Here is a 15,971-nt window from a genome sequence, read left to right as displayed (position 1 = left end):
CAGACTTTGGGGCAGCCGCTACGCAGGTGTTCTTTCAGTTCAGCTCTGTCATCAGCTCGGCACGATTGGTCTTCGGCCGGGCCAGCCAATATCCCAACACTGCCAGCGGCGCGGTTGCCAGCATCACGATCACGGTGATCATTAGCGGATGTTCGAGCATCGATGACACCAGCAGGCTGCTCACAAAACACAACCCCAACTGCAGGGTGTTTTGCAGCGCCGCAGCCTTGCCGGAATTTTCCGCGAAGGGCATCAGCGCGTTCGCCACCACGATGGGGTAACTGGCACCGTTGCACAGCGCCATCAGGCAGAACGGAATCAACAGGGTAGTGAGCGTCGGCACGGTCAACGTGGCGACCAGGTACAGCGCCCCCATGCTCACGCAGTAGGCAAGCAGCAGCCACGGCAGCAAGGTTTTACCCTGCAGATGCTGCAAGGCGCTGCGGCAACTGTAACCACCTATCAGGAATGCCAGGGTCGGCACCACATAGCTCAAGCCAATATCATTGGGGCTGTAACCCATACCGCCGAGAATGAACGGGGACGCTGTAAGCCAGGCAAAAAAACTGGCCGAGCACGCGGCAAAAATCATTACGTTGCCGCTGAATACCCGCGACTTGAGCAACTGCCCATACCCCAGGCGCGCCGGTGCCTGTGTCAGTCGTTTCGGCGCACTGCGCAGGAATAAGGTGGGTAACAGCAGCGCCAGCGACACAGCCAGCAACACGCCGAAGATCGCCTGCCAGCCTACGTGATTCAACACCAGCGCGCCCAACAGTGGCGCCAGGGCCGGCGACAGCGACATCAACGGCATGATGCTGGCGAACACGCGATGGGCCTTGTCGGCCGGGTAGCGATCAATCACGAGCGCCTGCCAGCTCACGGCGGCGGAACACACGCCGATCGCCTGGATAAAGCGCAGCGCCAACAGTTGCGCAGCACTGTCGACCCAAAACATGCCGGCGCAGCCCAGCACAAACAGGCTCAGGCCCGCTAGCAGAATCGGCTTGCGCCCCAGGCGGTCGGACAACGGCCCCCACACCAACTGCCCCAGCGCAAACCCGGCGAGGAAGACGCTCAAGCTGGCGCCGACCGCGCCCGCGCTGATCTGCAAGTGTTCGCCCATGGCGCCGAACGCCGGCAAGTACATATCCATGGCGAGATAACCGAGCATGCTCAGGCCCGCCAGATACCAGGTAAAACCAAACGAATTTTTCATTGAAGCCTTTTTGACCTTGCCATCAAACTATTTGCTGACTGGCGCCCATTATGAAGCTGACAGTTTTCATGTGAAGCGATAATAATTGGCCTGAGCTATCAATAATTTTGAAGGCACCGATCATGTGGTCCGAATATTCCCTGGATGTGGTAGACGCCGTGGCGCGCCACGGCAGCTTCAGCGCCGCCGCACAGGAATTGCACCGTGTGCCGTCGGCCATCAGCTATACGGTGCGTCAGCTGGAAGAATGGTTGGCGGTGCCGCTGTTCGTGCGGCGTCACCGTGACGTGGAACTGACCCCCGCCGGCCGCCTGTTTATCGACGAAGCCCGGGGCGTGATGAAGAAAATGCTCGGCACGCGACGCTTGTGCCAGCAAGTGGCCAATGGCTGGAGCGGCCAGTTGAAGGTGGCGGTGGACTCCATCGTCAAACCCCAGCGCTGCCGGCAATTGGTGCTGGATTTCTATCGACGGTTCCCCGAGGTGGAATTACTGCTGGAGTACGAGGTGTACAACGGTGTGTGGGATGCCCTGGCCGACGAGCGCACCGACATTGTGATCGGCGCCACCAGCGCGGTGCCGGTGGCCAGCCACTTTACCTTTCGCGATATGGGGTTGTTGAACTGGCTGTGCGTGGTCAGCGCGCGGCATCCGCTGGCGAGCGTTGAAGGCCTGCTCAGCGACGACCAATTGCGCCCCTTCGCCTCGCTGTGCATGACCGACACCTCGCGTAACCTGCCTAAGCGCGACACCTGGACCCTGGACAACCAACGGCGCCTGGTGGTGCCTAACTGGGCGTCAGCCATCGATTGCCTGCGCGACGGGTTGTGCGTCGGCATGGCGCCGGCACATAAGGTAGCGCCCTGGATCGAACGCGGCGAGCTGGTGGCGCTGCACCTGACCCGCCCCTTCCCCGCCAGCCCGTCCTGCGTGGCCTGGGCGCAGAACAAGCTGTCCCCGGCCATGGCGTGGTTACTCGAATACCTGGGCGACACCGAAACCCTCAACCAAGAATGGCTCAATGGCCCTGATCCAATAAGCGGCTGATGGCCCGCACGATCATCTCGACTTCCTTGCCGTCCAGGGTCAGCGGCGGCAGCAGGCGGATGATTTTGCCGCGCGTCACATTGATCAGCAGCGCATGCTCCTGGGCGGCGCGCTGGGCCAGGTCGCGATACGGGCTGACCAGTTCGATGCCGATCATCAAGCCCTGCCCGCGAATCGCCAGCACCTGGGGGTGTTCCGCCAGTTCCACGCGCAGCCGCGCCAGCAAGCGTTCGCCCTGTTGCGCGGCGTTGTGCAGCAAGCCCTGCTCTTCGATGATGTCCAGCACCGTGCAGCCAACCCGGCAAGCCAGCGGGTTGCCACCAAACGTGCTGCCATGACTGCCCGGCGTGAACAGGCGCGCCACACCGGCCCGTGCCAGACAGGCGCCGATCGGCACGCCGTTGCCGAGGCCTTTGGCCAGGGTCATGACGTCCGGCACGATGCCTTCATGCTGGAACGCGAACCACGCACCGGTGCGACCGATGCCGGTCTGGATTTCATCGAGCATCATCAGCCAGCCGTGGGCTGTGCAGTGATCGCGCAAGCCACGCAGATAGCCGGGCGGCGCCGGCAATACGCCACTTTCACCCTGGATCGGCTCCAGCAACACGGCCGCAATCTGCGCGCCATGGGTGCGGGTGATCGCTTCGATGGCGGCCAGGTCACCGAACCGGACCTTGAGAAAATTCCCCGGTAAGCGCTGAAATCCGAGGCGCACCGACGGTCCGTCGCTGGCCGCCATGGTGCCCAGGGTGCGCCCGTGAAAGGCGTTCTCCATCACCACAATCAACGGTTCTTCGATGCCCTTTTTCCAGCCATGCAAGCGCGCCAGCTTGAGGGCGGTTTCGTTGGCCTCGGCGCCGGAGTTGTTGAAAAATCCGCAATCCAGGCCGGACAGCTGCGCCAGGCGCCGGGCCAGACGTTGTTGCCAGTCAATGCTGTAGAGGTTGGAGGTGTGCAGCAACAGACCGGCCTGCTCGCTGATGGCCGCCACCAGGCGCGGGTGGGAATGCCCGACATTGGTCACCGCCACACCCGCCACCGCATCGAGGTACTCGCGACCCTGCTGGTCCCACAGACGCGTGCCCAGGCCACGGGCGAAGCTCAGGGCCAAGGGTTGGTAGGTGGTCATCAGGCAGGCGGCGGTCATGGTGCGGGCTCCAAGTCATCAGGTTGATGGTCTCAGTATCGTTAGCCACCTGAGCTGGATAAACTGCACATTTCTGCAATGACTTTAAACCAGGGCTTGATAATGGATCTGTTCCAGGCAATGTCGGTGTACGTAAAAGTGGTGGAGACCGGCAGCATGACGGCGGCGGCCCACGCCTGCGGCCTGTCGACCACGATGGTCGGTAACCACCTGCGCGCCCTGGAACAGCGCCTGGGAGTCAGTCTGCTCAAGCGCACCACGCGCAAGCAGAGTCTCACGGAGTTCGGCGGCCAGTATTACCAACGCTGTCTGGAGGTGTTGGGGCTAGTGGCGGACTCCGAACAACTGGCCGAACAAGCCCACAGTGACGTGCCTAGAGGCACCTTGCGCATCACCGCCCCACCCGCCTTCGGCACCGAGCGCCTGGCGCCGGCGTTGAGCGAATTCTCCCAACGTTATCCGCAGATCAAGCTCTATGTGGTGCTCAGCAACCAGCGCATGGACCTGGTCGACAGTGGCTTCGACGTGGCGATCCGCTTGGGCGAGTTGGAACCGTCGAGCCTGATCGCCCGGCCCATGCAGGACTACACCATCACCCTCTGCGCTTCGCCGAGCTACCTGGCGCGACGCGGCACGCCGACCAGGCCCGAAGACCTGCAACAACACGACTGCCTGGCCTTCGCTTATCCGTCCACCGACGACTGGCGCAACGCCGACAAGCTCTGGCGTATGACGGGAGCGGACGGCGAAGTGGAAATCCCGGTGTCGGGATCGTTGACCATCAATAGCTCACAAGCCCTGCGCCAAGCGGCGGTGCAAGGCATGGGCATCGTGATGCTGCCCGATGCGCTGGTCCAGCCCGATCTGCACAGCGGCAAACTTGTGGCGTTGCTGACCGACTATCAATTGCCCAGCCGACCCATGCATGTGCTGTACGGCCAGGATCGTTATCGCCTGCCCAAGTTGCGAGCGTTTGTCGATTTTGTGATGGAGAAATGGGCGCGCTAGAAGCTCACGCCCAATTCACGCAATCGTGCCGATGTCTGCTCGGCCGATACATGATGAATGCCCTGCCAACCCAGAGCGCTGGCGGCATCGGCTTTGTCGGCCACGTCATCTCGTAATAGGCCGTGATCAAGTCTCTAGGGTGGGGGTGTTGATCGATCAGGATTTGCGTGGCTTCGGCCAGCGGCCGCCCCGCATCTTGTTCGGTATTCCAGGCCTGGGTGCAGATGTTATCCAGGAATCACTGCCGTTCTTGATCGTCGGCAATCAGTTTGGGGTAGAGGTGATGCGGGCTCCAACCGAAGAGAACACCGCCGAAATCAAAAACTACTGCACGAATCGTCATCAGATCCTCCGTTGGCTTGGCTTGATAGCGGGAGGAGTCTGGCAGATTTGAAGAGAGGGAAAGGCGCGCTGAAGCGCAAGAAACCTCTGAAACGCACGCAAATCAAAGTGTGAGGGACTTGCCCCCGACGGCGATAGCTCAGCTACAGCTGAGCGGTCTGACGCGACGCCATCGGGGGCAAGCCCCTCCTACATTTTTAACCGCGCTTTATGCTTGGATCAGACCGTTGATCTTCACCGTCGGATTTACGTCAGCCTCGTAATCCACGCCATCGACTTCAAAGCCGAACAAGCGCAGGAATTCCGCTTTGTAACCGGCAAAATCGCTGATCTCGTTGACGTTCTCGTCGGTGACCTGGTTCCACAGGGCCGCCACGGCGTCCTGAACCTTCGGCTCCAGCTCGGCCAGGTCGGCGCGCAGGCGGCCGTCGGTGTCGAGCTTCGGCTCTTTGCCGTACAGGCTGTCCTTGAACAAACCGTAGACCTGCTCGATGCACCCTTCGTGAGTGCCCTGCTCTTTCATCACTTTGAACAGCAGCGACAGGTACAGCGGCATGATCGGGATCGCCGAGCTGGCCTGGGTGACCACGGCCTTGAGCACCGACACACGGGCGTCGCCCTTCAGTGCGGCGAGGTTGTCGCGCAGGGTCAGGACTTTCTTGTCCAGGTCTTTCTTGGCTTCACCGATCGAGCCGTTCCAGTAGATGTCCTGGGTCAGCTTTTCGCCAAGGTAGGTAAAGGCGGTGGTCTTGGCGCCTTCGGCCAGTACGTCGGCGTCACGCAGCGCGTCGATCCACAGTTGCCAGTCTTCGCCACCCATGACTTTCACGGTGCCGGCGATTTCTTCTTGGGTCGCCGGCTCTAAGGTGGTGTCGACCACAACCCCTTTGTCGGTGTTGATACCGCGCAGGGTCACGGCCTTGCCGATCGGCTTGAGCGTGGAGTTGTAGACCTCACCGGTCTTGGGGTCGGTACGGCGTGGCGCGGCCAGGCTGTAGACCACCAGGTCGATCTTGCCCAGGTCTTTTTTGATGGTTTCGATGGTCAGGCGCTTGATCTCGTCGGAGAACGCGTCGCCGTTGATGCTCTTGGCATACAAGCCTTTTTCGACCGCAAACTTCTCGAACGCAGCGCTGTTGTACCAGCCGGCGGAACTCAGCTTGCCTTCTTCGCCTTCTTTCTCAAAAAACACGCCCAGGGTGTCGGCGCCGCAGCCAAACGCAGCGCTGATGCGCGCGGCCAGGCCGTAACCGGTGGAAGCGCCGAGTACCAGCACCTTCTTCGGGCCGCCTTCGATGGCGCCATGCTGGGTCACGTAATCGATCTGTTCCTTGACGTTCGCTTCACAGCCAACAGGGTGAGCGGTCACACAGATAAAGCCACGAACCCGCGGTTTGATGATCATAAAGTTTCTGCCTCTTCCAAGGTGCCGAGGGCCAGTGGTGGCCATTCAGCTTCAATCGTACCGGTCTATGACGTCCGAAAAACCGAAGCGTCACGATAGTCGTAAATCTCGCGTTTACAAAATTCGGTGCACACACCCCGGCAACCGTTAAAAACTGTGAGTGGCCTGCACACTTTTTCGCACTATTTAAACTGCCGACACGGGGTCAAACGCCTTATTATGACGTAGTTGTTTCAACATGTTTCAAACCCACCACTCGCAGCCACCGGTCCGGACCTGTCGAATGGCGTCCTTGTGGAGCTGAGTTCATGAACAAGCCTGCTGTGCGTAAAAAAGCCATCTCGCTGGCCTGGGTGCTCGCGGGCCTGCTGTTTATCGATGTATTCCCCGAGACCACGCTGGTGTTTCTGTGCCTGGTGCTGCTGTGCGGCCTTTACGATTTTTTGCGCAACGGCCTGTACGATGCGTCCACCATCAAAAAGTACTTTATCGGCAGCGGCCGCAACACCTGGCTGTTGGCGCCGTTCAATACCCTGTTCGACCTGCTGAGCTCGCGCAATCGCCACATCTATACGATGCGTGACCTGCCACCCGCCTGGCGTGAAGAGCTGCAACGGGTCATTGATGAGGCCATGGCCCACAAGGACGAAATCATCGGTTACCTCGACGAACGCATGGCCGAAAAAAAGCGAGGCATGTTGTTTTTCCAATGGTACGGGCGGCCGATCGAGACCCACCTGGACATCCCGGCCCTGCGCAAAAAACTGCCGTTCGTAAAAACCATCGGGGTGTCGGTGTTCAACGAAAACCGCTCCACGTCCTTTCACTTCGGCCCACTGCGCATGATGTTCCGCGTGCTTTACAACATGGCGCCGGCGCCCCATCACGACGGCGTGTATATCCAGGTGGGCGAGCACAAACACTACTGGCATGACGACCCGTTGTTTATCTTCGATGACACGCTGATGCACGCGTCTTTCAATAAGAACGATGCCAAGCGCTACTGCCTGTTCATCGATATCGTGCGGCCGACCCCAGTGCCATCGGTGCTCAATGCCGTGATCGCCGGGTTTGCCGCGCTGGTCTTTACCCTGCGTCGGGTTTTCTACAAAAACTGGAAGCTGATCGAGTGAGTTCTGCGGCATGATGGTGTTGAGCGGTGTTTGCGCTGGGCCGTGTGCCTGAGTTAAAAAACCGTCTCGTGCGCCCCTCATCGGCGCCCACCTTTCCCAAGCCATCGCGCCTCAGCGGCTGCGGTGGCTGTGCTTTCAAGGAATCAGAATGCCCCAACGTCAAGTCATCAACGCCTCCGTCAGCCCCAAGGGCAGCCTCGAAACCCTCTCCCAACGCGAAGTGCAGCAACTGAGCGAAGCCGGCACCGGCAGCATCTATACCCTGTTCCGCCAATGCGCCCTGGCGATCCTCAACACCGGAGCGCACATCGACAACGCCAAGACCATCCTCGACGCCTACAAAGACTTTGAAGTGCGCATCCACCAACAGGACCGCGGTGTGCGCCTGGAATTGCTCAACGCGCCGGCCGACGCCTTCGTCGATGGCGAGATGATCGCCAGCACCCGCGAAATGCTGTTCAGCGCCCTGCGCGACATCGTCTACACCGAGAACGAGCTGGACAGCCAGCGCATCGACCTGAGCAACTCCCAGGGCATCACCGACTACGTGTTCCACCTGCTGCGCAACGCGCGCACGCTGCGCCCTGGTGTGGAACCGAAGATCGTGGTGTGCTGGGGCGGACACTCGATCAATACCGAAGAATACAAATACACCAAGAAAGTCGGGCATGAACTGGGCCTGCGCAGTCTGGATGTATGCACCGGCTGCGGCCCGGGGGTGATGAAAGGTCCGATGAAAGGCGCGACCATTTCCCACGCCAAGCAACGTATCACCGGCGGGCGCTACCTGGGCCTGACCGAGCCGGGCATCATCGCCGCCGAAGCGCCGAACCCGATTGTCAACGAGCTGGTGATCCTGCCAGACATCGAAAAACGCCTGGAAGCCTTTGTGCGCGTGGGCCACGGCATCATCATCTTCCCCGGCGGCGCCGGCACGGCCGAAGAGTTCCTGTACCTGCTGGGCATCCTGATGCACCCGGATAACCGCGACGTGCCGTTCCCGGTGATCCTCACCGGACCGCAGCAGGCCGCACCGTACCTGCAGCAACTGCACGCCTTTGTCGGCGCCACTTTGGGCGAAGCGGCGCAGGCGCATTATCAGATCATCATCGACGACCCGGCCGAAGTGGCCCGCCAGATGACCGCCGGCCTCAAGGCGGTGAAGCAGTTCCGCCGCGAGCGCAACGACGCCTTCCACTTCAACTGGTTGCTCAAGATCGACGAAGGCTTCCAGCGCCCGTTCGATCCGACGCACGAGAACATGGCCAGCCTGCAACTGAGCCACACCCTGCCGCCCCACGAACTGGCGGCCAACCTGCGCCGGGCGTTCTCGGGGATCGTGGCGGGTAACGTGAAGGACAAGGGCATCCGCCTGATCGAAGAAAATGGCCCATATGAGATCCATGGCGATCCAGCGATCATGAAACCGCTGGATGAACTGTTGAAGGCGTTCGTCGCGCAGCACCGCATGAAATTGCCGGGCGGCGCGGCGTATGTGCCGTGCTACCGCGTGGTGCGGTAGGCAGCCGGCATGGGTTCATAGTTTGTATTGCTTTGGCGCCAGGCCAGGTGTGCGAGAAATAGAAGTTCGGGCTAGGTTTTTTACTTACCCACTTTTACATGAGCAGAACGACCTATGGACCAACGGACCTTGTCCTCCATCGTTCCTTACCTTAGGGTAAGGAACACCCCGATGGAGATATTTGCTATGGCCACCGCCACCCTCACCTCTAAAGGACAAATCACCATCCCCGTGCAGGTCCGCACCGCCCTAGGCCTGGAAACCGGCGACCGCGTGGAATTCGTCGAAATGGAAGACGGCAGGTTTTCCATTGTTGCGTCAAGCAAGAGCGTCCGCGACCTCAAGGGGTTGATCCCGACGCCAGCCAACGCGGTCTCGCTCGACGAGATGAACCAGGCCATTGCCGCGCAGGGAGCGAGCGCTCGATGATCGGGTTGGATACCAACGTCCTGGTGCGCTACATCACCCAGGACGACCCGGTTCAATCCGCCCAGGCATCCGAATTGATCGAATCCCTCACTACGGTGTCTCCAGGGTTTGTCAGCCTGGTGTCGGTAGTGGAACTGGTGTGGGTCCTGCAGAGCTGCTACGCCTGCGCCAAGCGTGACGTGGTCAGCGTGCTGGAAACCCTGCTGCGCACCCGCGAGTTGACCCTGGAACATGCCGAAGTCATCTGGCAGGCGCTACGCAAGTTCAGCGCCGGCAAGGCCGATTTCGCCGACTGCCTGATTGAGCGGTGCGCCCATGGAGCCGGCTGTGAATACACTGCGACCTTTGACGCTGATGCCGCCAAGGCAGCCGGCATGAAGCGCCTGGGCTGAGCCGGGCTCAACGCACCCAGCCACCAATCTGCCAGTGAAAGCCATCACTGCGCTGCACCCAATGCGGATGCACATAGCGATAGCCTTCGCGCACTGGCTCCCAGTGGCCATGGACCGCCACGTAGCGACCGCCCTCCCAACGCCAATAACCGCGAGACCAGATATAGCCATAACGTGCCGGCGGTTCGACTTCGACCACTTGCACCGGCGGCGGCTGCGGCGCCACCACCTCGACATATTCCCGTTGCACAGGTCGGCGCTCATGCACCACACGCTCTTGCACACACCCGGACGCAGCCACGACCACCGCCGCCAATGCCGCATAACGTAGCAACATACAAACCCCTCGGGCGTTAGCGCCCAACACCTGCCGCTGTCAAAAATCCCCCCGTTGCCGCAACCATGCTCCTGCGTGGCCATGGACAATTTGTAACAGGCGGTATCTGTCAGCTTGCTGAAGCTGAGGGCATCACGATGTGCAGGCGACGGTCGGTCGCTTGAGTCGAACCAGAATCAGACCGGCGACAACCACCGCAATGCCGGCATAGGTGGAGGCGAGAATCGCATCGCCAAACATCAACGCCGCCCACACCAAGGTCACTGGCGGCTCCAGGTAAACCAGCACTGCCACATGGGTCGCGGTCATGAACCGCAGCAGCATCCAAAGACTCAAGTAGGCAATGAAGGTCGAGAACACCGTCAGCCAGACAATCGAGATCAGTACCTCAGGCTCATGGGGAATGCTCAGGGTGTCGGTATACAACACCGCAGCGGTAAACCCGATCAGCGTCAATAGCGATTGGATAAACAGCGGCAAGACCAGGCCCGTGCTGTGTTGTTGCGCCGAACGGCGCTCATACAGGGTTGCCAGGGTCAGCCCCAACGCCGACACCAGCGGCAACAGATACATGACCAGGCCGACACTTTGCCCGCTGCTGCCGTATTGCCCCGAGATGACGATCGACACGCCGACAAACCCGATCAGCAACCCCAGCCACTGCCATCCACCACTGCGCTCCCCAGCGTTCCCCGTTGACAGCGCCGCCGTCATCAACGGCTGCAAGGCCGCGATAATGGCCGCGATCCCCGGCGGCAACCCGTTCTGGATCGCCACGTAAACGCAACTCAAGTAGAGGAATTGCGAGAGAAACCCGATTACCGCGTGATGGCGTATCTGCGCCCAGGAAACCTTGAGCAACCGCACATTCAAAAACACGCCCAGGCACAGCGAGACCAACAGAAATCGCCAGAACAGCAGGTTGAAGGCACCGGCAGTCTGTGCGCCTAACTTGGCGCCGATAAAGCCGGAACTCCAGGACAGGACAAACACCGCCTGCAGGAGTTCCAGCTTCACACAACCCATGCGGGGCGCGCTCACGGCGCCACGCTCAACGGATCGAGATCGGCGAAGGTAATCGGCTCGATGCCCAGCCGCTGGTACTGCTCGTGGGCCGGCCGCACCAGGTCGTGTTGTAAACGGAACCACGGCCGGATCGTCCTCAAGACCCCGTCGTCCGAAGCCAGGTGCCAGAACTTGTTCACATCCTCCTGGCTATAAGGGCAATGAAACGACAGCACCAACGACATACGACGACCGCGCGTAAGCGGACGCACCCCATGGAACACACGGCTGCCGTAGATATACACCGCGTCGCCGCTGGATTTGACCGAGCAACTGCGCACCCGCTGATCCAGTTCCTCGACGTCAAACTGCTCAGCGCTACCGTCGAAGTAAACGAACTCTCCACCGTCATATTCATCGGCCTCAGACAGCAGAATATTCAGCACGAAACTGGTGCCGTCGGTGTGCCACATGCCGATCTGCGCCTTGTCGTGGTGTGCCTGAGGCGGATAGAAATAATTGACCTGGGAACGCGCCCGCGCAAAGGGATGGGGCACCAACGGAACCCCGGCAATGCGCGATACCGCCAGCAAAAAGGCCCGACTGTTCATCATCTGGCGTATCAGTGTGGACGACTCGGTGACGCCGCGGGTGCGGTTCGAAATGATCCAGGCACTGGTGCTGGAACCCGCCTCCAACTGATAACAGGCACGTCGCAGTTGGAGGATGCCCTGCTCGCTGAACAGCCCGGATACCTGGGCCAAGGCCGTCAACTGTTGAGGCGTGGAAACCGCCAAGGGCGAGTCCACATAACCCAAGTCCGCAAGGGTGCGGCTCCCGATGAGACTGGGCCCATCCGTTCGCAAATAACTGTCGCGCCAAGGTTGCAACGTATCAAGCAATGCGCCCGGATGTTTACAACGGGATGTGGGGGCCAATGACGCCTGCAAGGCTGATCTGACGCGCGCGAAGCCTTGGGCGAATACCGGTAGCTCACTTTGTCTTTTCATGGTGATTGCCTCACTCAATTGACGGCCGCGTGATCCGCGCAATATTCCGACAGCTGAAACAGCACGCTGCCGTCACCGCTGCAGTACTCGCCGATGACGCGGCAACCGCCGTATTCTTGGCGTACGCGGGTAAATTGTTCGCGGGTGTACTTCAAACAGACATTGGTCAACAGGTAGCCCTGTGCCGAACCTTTGCTGACGGGCAACAAGGTGGCGGCAACGCGATAGCGATCCACCCCGTGCTCGATTTCTGAAACAACCACTTCGTGCTCGCCGGTTTTCTGGAAGCCGAGCTTGATGCCGATCAGGTCGGAGAATCGATACATACAGTCGTGCCGGTAAAAGCGCTGGATGTGTTCGTCCCCCTGGGCAGTGGACAGTTGCATCTCCGAAAGCACGTAGGTTCGCGCGCCACCAATACGCCGTAGGATCTGTCCGATGGTGTCGGGCAGTTCATTACCTTCCTGAAACCCCAGCATGGTGATCAGCGTCACATCCTGCCCGCAGTCGATGTGGCGCCTGTACAGGGAGCGAAAATCCGTCGACAAGTAGCGAAACCCTTGCGGCGCTGCGAGCAATGGCTCGACCGATCGGCGCATGACCCCGTGTGATGCCTGGTTGATATCAACGGCGGTGTAATGCAAGGGCTCAGCGCCGTTCTCCAGCAGGTGTCGCATCAGCGCGCAGGTTTTGATCGGCTCAGGGCCCAACTCCACATAGTGCAAGCGGTCTTGACCGACCAGCTCCACAAGATCATCCGCCACCGCGCGCAACAGTTGACCCAATGCGCCCTGGCCACAGGGTGCGGCGCACAGATCCACGCGGTCGACGCCCTCCTGATTCAGCGAGGTCATCAGGTGCAGGATTTCTTCGCTGACCAACCGGTCCCATTCCGATAAATCAGCGCCTGTGGCCGCGTATTTAGCGGCATTTTCAACCGTCCATATCGGGCTTTCGAAGCCGTGGTTGTTCTTCAACGACGACACCACCAGCTCATTGATATCCATAAGCGCTCCCTTTCTTATTGTTCTCAGGCACGACCGGCGTACCTGCTTGACCCAAAGCCTAGGGAGCGAGCATGATTTTGTATATTTGAATAATCTGCACAACTGATCCTTAAAAGAAGAATCATGAGTAAACAACTGAATGTCGACCTGCTGCGCACTTTTCATGCGGTGGCGCGTTTCCGACGCTTCAATGAGGCCGCCCAGCATGTGCACCGCAGCGCCTCGACGGTCACCACGCAGGTCCAGAAGCTCGAAGCGTTGATCGGCCAGCGCTTGTTCATTCGCAGCAACCAAGGCGTGGAGCTGACGATGTATGGCAAGAAGCTGCTCAGCGAAACCACTGACTTCCTCAAGAGCCATGACCGACTGCTGGCCTCGCTGACTCCGCAGCGCATGCAAGGGAAGATTCGCCTGGGTTTGCCGGACTCTTACGCGCCCGCCTTTATGCGCGACTTCCTGCCTCGACTGATCGCCGATAACCCGCTGCTCGAACTGGAAGTGGAAGCCCGCTCCAGTGGCGAATTGTTCACCATGTTCAGCCGTGAACAGATCGATCTGGCGTTGATTGTCAGCGCCCAGCCGCTGGAACAAGGGGAATTGTTAGGGTCGATACAGCCGGTGTGGGCAGCGTCCGAAAATTTCAAGACACCCGAACAGGCGCCGCTGCCGATCGCCGTGCAATTGAACGGTTGCCCCTACCGCGCCTCCGCCATGCGGGTGCTCAAGGACAACGGAACCTACTACCGGGTGCTACTGGAAAGCGCGAGCTCCACGGCAGTGGAGGCGGCCATCAGCTGTGGCCTGGCCGTGGGCATGATCGAAGAAAGTCGCATCACCGCCGGGCTGACTAAAAACATTCCAGGGGTGCAACTGCCCGAACTGCCACGCCACCATCTCTACTTGCTGTCCGATAGCGCGAACTACTTGGCGCTCGATCTGCATGAGCAGTTAAAGCAGGGCTTCACCCTCTGACAGATGCCCACAAAAAAGCCCGCTGACCGTTACCGATTCAGCGGGCTTTGGCTGTGCAACGCTTTTTACAGCGCCAGGTCAGACGCCGGCTTGCTCGGCTCAGCCGCGGGCTTGGCAGCCTCGGTAGCCTTGGGTGCAGCCAGTTGCGGAATCGCAGGCGGTGGAGTCAGTTGCAGGATACCGGCGGTGTAGGCCCATTCCTTGGCAACCGCTTCCGGGCTGTCATTCAGCTTGGTGCCGTAGCTCGGCACGATCTGGTGCAGTTTTTCCTGCCAGGCCGGGGTGGCGACCTTGTCCTTGAAGACTTTCTGCAGCACGGTCAGCATGATCGGAGCCGCAGTGGACGCGCCCGGCGATGCACCCAACAGGCCGGCGATGGTGTTGTCGGCGGAGCTGACCACTTCGGTGCCGAGTTTGAGGACGCCGCCCTGCTCTTCGTCACGCTTGATGATCTGCACGCGCTGACCGGCCTGCCACAGGCGCCAATCTTCTTTCTTGGCGTTCGGGAAATACTCTTTCAGGGCGTTGTAACGGTCGTCATCCGACAGCATCAGTTGGCCAGCAAGGTACTCGACCAGCGGGTATTCACGAATACCGACTTTGGTCATGGGCCAGATGTTGTGGGTGGTGGTGCTGGTCAGCAGGTCCAGGTACGAGCCTTCCTTGAGGAACTTGGTGGAGAAGGTCGCGAATGGGCCAAACAGGATCACGCGCTTGCCATCGAGCACGCGGGTGTCCAGGTGCGGCACCGACATCGGCGGCGCGCCGACCGAAGCCTTACCGTAGGCCTTGGCCAGGTGCTGCTCGGCGATGGTCGGGTTATCCGTCACCAGGAACGAGCCGCCCACCGGGAAGCCTGCGTATTCCTTGGCTTCAGGAATGCCCGACTTTTGCAGCAGGTGCAGTGCACCGCCACCGGCGCCGATGAACACGAACTTGGCGTCGGTTTCAGTCTGGGTGCCGTCCTTCAGGTTTTTGTAGCTGACGCGCCACGAACCGTCGTCGTTCTTGGTGATGTCCTGCACTTCGCTCGACAGTTTCAGGTCGAACTTCGGTGTGGTTTGCAGGTGCGCGACGAACTGGCGCGTGATCTCGCCGAAGTTCACGTCGGTGCCGATCGGGCTCCAGGTGGCCGCGATTTTCTGGTTGGGGTCACGCCCTTCCATCATCAGCGGCACCCACTTGGCGATCTGCGCCGGGTCTTCGGAGTACTGCATGCCGGCGAACAGCGGGCTCGCCTGCAGGGCTTCGTAGCGCTTTTTCAGGAACTTGATGTTGTCATCGCCCCACACGAAGCTCATGTGCGGTGTGGAGTTGATGAACGAACGCGGGTTCTTCAGCACGCCCTGCTGGACCTGCCAGGACCAGAACTGACGGGAGATCTGGAACGCTTCGTTGATCTCGACCGCTTTGGGGATTTCAACGTTACCGTTCTTGTCTTCCGGGGTGTAGTTCAGCTCAGCCAGGGCCGAGTGACCGGTACCGGCATTGTTCCAGCCGTTGGAGCTTTCTTCGGCGACGCCGTCGAGACGCTCGACCATTTCCATCGACCAATCCGGTTCCAGCTCGTTGAGCCATACGCCGAGGGTCGCACTCATGATGCCGCCGCCGATCAGCAGCACATCGACTTTCTTTGCCTCTTGCGCTTGCGCGGTCGTTATCCCCATCGACAACGCCAGCCCCAGCAGGGCAGTGTTTACTTTCTTAAACATCCGTAGCACCTATGATAAAACGCCATCCGCCCCACTGCTCCCAAGCCTGGGCACCCCTCCATCACGCTGCGCCAGGCAACGCACCGCGGGGTGTGCACAGTCACTTCAGGGCCGCAGGGTGGGCACACAAGGCCGATGGATCGACCTCACTGTTATGTCCCTTCTGCGCTGACTTCTTATCATTATTGGCTTCAGCTGCCTGGCGACAGCCGCCCACCGCAACGTATACAGGTGTACGTTTGGGGAGCAGGCCAGACCAGGACGGCGCGCAGAATATCACGG

15 protein-coding genes and 1 pseudogene are annotated in these 15,971 nt (G+C 60.2%); 7 read left to right on the top strand and 9 right to left on the bottom strand.

Features of this window, described 5'->3' with window-relative positions; translation table 11 throughout:
• Positions 1-34 precede the first annotated feature (34 nt).
• Complete coding sequence (gene punC, locus G7025_RS08795) at positions 35-1,219, bottom strand: purine nucleoside transporter PunC (RefSeq protein ID WP_181078200.1); 1,185 nt, start codon at positions 1,217-1,219, stop codon at positions 35-37.
• 122 nt (positions 1,220-1,341) lie between these two features.
• On the opposite strand from punC, the gene punR reads away from it, so the two are divergent.
• Complete coding sequence (punR, locus tag G7025_RS08790) at positions 1,342-2,265, top strand: DNA-binding transcriptional activator PunR (RefSeq protein WP_181078198.1); 924 nt, start codon at positions 1,342-1,344, stop codon at positions 2,263-2,265.
• Here punR and G7025_RS08785 read toward each other — a convergent pair.
• Positions 2,237-3,415: an aspartate aminotransferase family protein gene (locus G7025_RS08785; protein WP_181078196.1), complete on the bottom strand. Its 1,179-nt coding sequence runs from the start codon at positions 3,413-3,415 to the stop codon at positions 2,237-2,239. The two genes, punR and G7025_RS08785, sit on opposite strands and share 29 nt — an antisense overlap.
• Before the next feature lie 102 nt (positions 3,416-3,517).
• On the opposite strand from G7025_RS08785, the gene G7025_RS08780 reads away from it, so the two are divergent.
• On the top strand, positions 3,518-4,423 hold the full coding sequence (locus G7025_RS08780; RefSeq protein WP_181078194.1) for a LysR family transcriptional regulator: 906 nt from the start codon (positions 3,518-3,520) through the stop codon (positions 4,421-4,423).
• Here G7025_RS08780 and G7025_RS08775 read toward each other — a convergent pair.
• Positions 4,420-4,766, bottom strand: a pseudogene (locus G7025_RS08775) (hypothetical protein). The gene G7025_RS08780 and the pseudogene G7025_RS08775 overlap by 4 nt on opposite strands.
• Positions 4,767-4,973: 207 nt before the next feature.
• Positions 4,974-6,170 carry an enoyl-ACP reductase FabV gene (gene fabV / locus G7025_RS08770; RefSeq protein WP_181078192.1) on the bottom strand — a complete coding sequence of 399 codons (1,197 nt, stop codon included), beginning with the start codon at positions 6,168-6,170 and terminating at the stop codon, positions 4,974-4,976.
• Positions 6,171-6,478: 308 nt separating this feature from the next.
• Between fabV and G7025_RS08765 the strand changes: the two genes are divergently transcribed.
• From G7025_RS08765 to G7025_RS08750, 4 genes are all read left to right on the top strand, one after another.
• A complete protein-coding gene (locus G7025_RS08765) occupies positions 6,479-7,303 on the top strand; it encodes an aspartyl/asparaginyl beta-hydroxylase domain-containing protein (RefSeq protein ID WP_181078191.1) in 825 nt (274 codons plus the stop codon).
• Between the two features lie 148 nt (positions 7,304-7,451).
• Complete coding sequence (gene ppnN, locus G7025_RS08760; protein ID WP_181078189.1) at positions 7,452-8,825, top strand: nucleotide 5'-monophosphate nucleosidase PpnN; 1,374 nt, start codon at positions 7,452-7,454, stop codon at positions 8,823-8,825.
• Positions 8,826-8,996: 171 nt separating this feature from the next.
• The gene (locus G7025_RS08755; protein ID WP_181078187.1) at positions 8,997-9,254 is read left to right on the top strand and encodes an AbrB/MazE/SpoVT family DNA-binding domain-containing protein; all 258 of its coding nucleotides are present in this window, start codon (positions 8,997-8,999) and stop codon (positions 9,252-9,254) included.
• Positions 9,251-9,646, top strand: coding sequence for a PIN domain-containing protein (locus G7025_RS08750; RefSeq protein ID WP_181078185.1), 396 nt, complete (start codon positions 9,251-9,253; stop codon positions 9,644-9,646). Before G7025_RS08755 ends, G7025_RS08750 begins: the two co-directional genes overlap by 4 nt.
• A gap of 7 nt (positions 9,647-9,653) precedes the next feature.
• Here the strand turns inward: G7025_RS08750 and G7025_RS08745 are convergent, their stop codons facing one another.
• The 4 genes from G7025_RS08745 to G7025_RS08730 form a co-directional block, all read right to left on the bottom strand.
• On the bottom strand, positions 9,654-9,983 hold the full coding sequence (locus G7025_RS08745) for a YXWGXW repeat-containing protein (RefSeq protein ID WP_034096507.1): 330 nt from the start codon (positions 9,981-9,983) through the stop codon (positions 9,654-9,656).
• Positions 9,984-10,115: 132 nt separating this feature from the next.
• The gene (locus G7025_RS08740; protein ID WP_181078294.1) at positions 10,116-11,009 is read right to left on the bottom strand and encodes a DMT family transporter; all 894 of its coding nucleotides are present in this window, start codon (positions 11,007-11,009) and stop codon (positions 10,116-10,118) included.
• A gap of 11 nt (positions 11,010-11,020) precedes the next feature.
• Positions 11,021-11,785, bottom strand: a complete 765-nt coding sequence (locus G7025_RS08735) for a 2OG-Fe(II) oxygenase family protein (RefSeq protein WP_258197653.1) — start codon at positions 11,783-11,785, stop codon at positions 11,021-11,023.
• A gap of 227 nt (positions 11,786-12,012) precedes the next feature.
• The gene (locus G7025_RS08730; protein WP_181078182.1) at positions 12,013-12,975 is read right to left on the bottom strand and encodes a hypothetical protein; all 963 of its coding nucleotides are present in this window, start codon (positions 12,973-12,975) and stop codon (positions 12,013-12,015) included.
• A gap of 153 nt (positions 12,976-13,128) precedes the next feature.
• Here G7025_RS08730 and G7025_RS08725 point away from each other — a divergent pair, with 153 nt between their 5' ends.
• A complete protein-coding gene (locus G7025_RS08725) occupies positions 13,129-13,977 on the top strand; it encodes a LysR family transcriptional regulator (protein ID WP_181078180.1) in 849 nt (282 codons plus the stop codon).
• Positions 13,978-14,042: 65 nt separating this feature from the next.
• On the opposite strand, the gene mqo is transcribed toward G7025_RS08725, so the two are convergent.
• Positions 14,043-15,689, bottom strand: a complete 1,647-nt coding sequence (gene mqo, locus G7025_RS08720) for a malate dehydrogenase (quinone) (protein WP_181078178.1) — start codon at positions 15,687-15,689, stop codon at positions 14,043-14,045.
• Between the last annotated feature and the right edge of the window lie 282 nt (positions 15,690-15,971).

Source organism: Pseudomonas lurida, assembly GCF_013522705.1.
In the GTDB taxonomy this organism is placed as follows: Bacteria; Pseudomonadota; Gammaproteobacteria; order Pseudomonadales; family Pseudomonadaceae; genus Aquipseudomonas; species Aquipseudomonas quebecensis.
Note: the sequence above shows the minus strand (reverse complement) of the source record. Positions and strands in the feature narration are given on the sequence as shown.

Bases quoted from the DNA above. Each gene is read 5' to 3' on its own strand.
- G7025_RS08780 (WP_181078194.1), top strand. From the start codon at position 3,518: ATGGATCTGTTCCAGGCAATGTCGGTGTACGTAAAAGTGGTGGAGACC.
- mqo (WP_181078178.1), bottom strand. From the start codon at position 15,689: ATGTTTAAGAAAGTAAACACTGCCCTGCTGGGGCTGGCGTTGTCGATG.
- punC (WP_181078200.1), bottom strand. From the start codon at position 1,219: ATGAAAAATTCGTTTGGTTTTACCTGGTATCTGGCGGGCCTGAGCATG.
- G7025_RS08750 (WP_181078185.1), top strand. From the start codon at position 9,251: ATGATCGGGTTGGATACCAACGTCCTGGTGCGCTACATCACCCAGGAC.
- G7025_RS08755 (WP_181078187.1), top strand. From the start codon at position 8,997: ATGGAGATATTTGCTATGGCCACCGCCACCCTCACCTCTAAAGGACAA.
- ppnN (WP_181078189.1), top strand. From the start codon at position 7,452: ATGCCCCAACGTCAAGTCATCAACGCCTCCGTCAGCCCCAAGGGCAGC.
- G7025_RS08785 (WP_181078196.1), bottom strand. From the start codon at position 3,415: ATGACCGCCGCCTGCCTGATGACCACCTACCAACCCTTGGCCCTGAGC.
- G7025_RS08725 (WP_181078180.1), top strand. From the start codon at position 13,129: ATGAGTAAACAACTGAATGTCGACCTGCTGCGCACTTTTCATGCGGTG.
- G7025_RS08765 (WP_181078191.1), top strand. From the start codon at position 6,479: ATGAACAAGCCTGCTGTGCGTAAAAAAGCCATCTCGCTGGCCTGGGTG.
- G7025_RS08740 (WP_181078294.1), bottom strand. From the start codon at position 11,009: ATGGGTTGTGTGAAGCTGGAACTCCTGCAGGCGGTGTTTGTCCTGTCC.
- fabV (WP_181078192.1), bottom strand. From the start codon at position 6,170: ATGATCATCAAACCGCGGGTTCGTGGCTTTATCTGTGTGACCGCTCAC.
- G7025_RS08745 (WP_034096507.1), bottom strand. From the start codon at position 9,983: ATGTTGCTACGTTATGCGGCATTGGCGGCGGTGGTCGTGGCTGCGTCC.
- punR (WP_181078198.1), top strand. From the start codon at position 1,342: ATGTGGTCCGAATATTCCCTGGATGTGGTAGACGCCGTGGCGCGCCAC.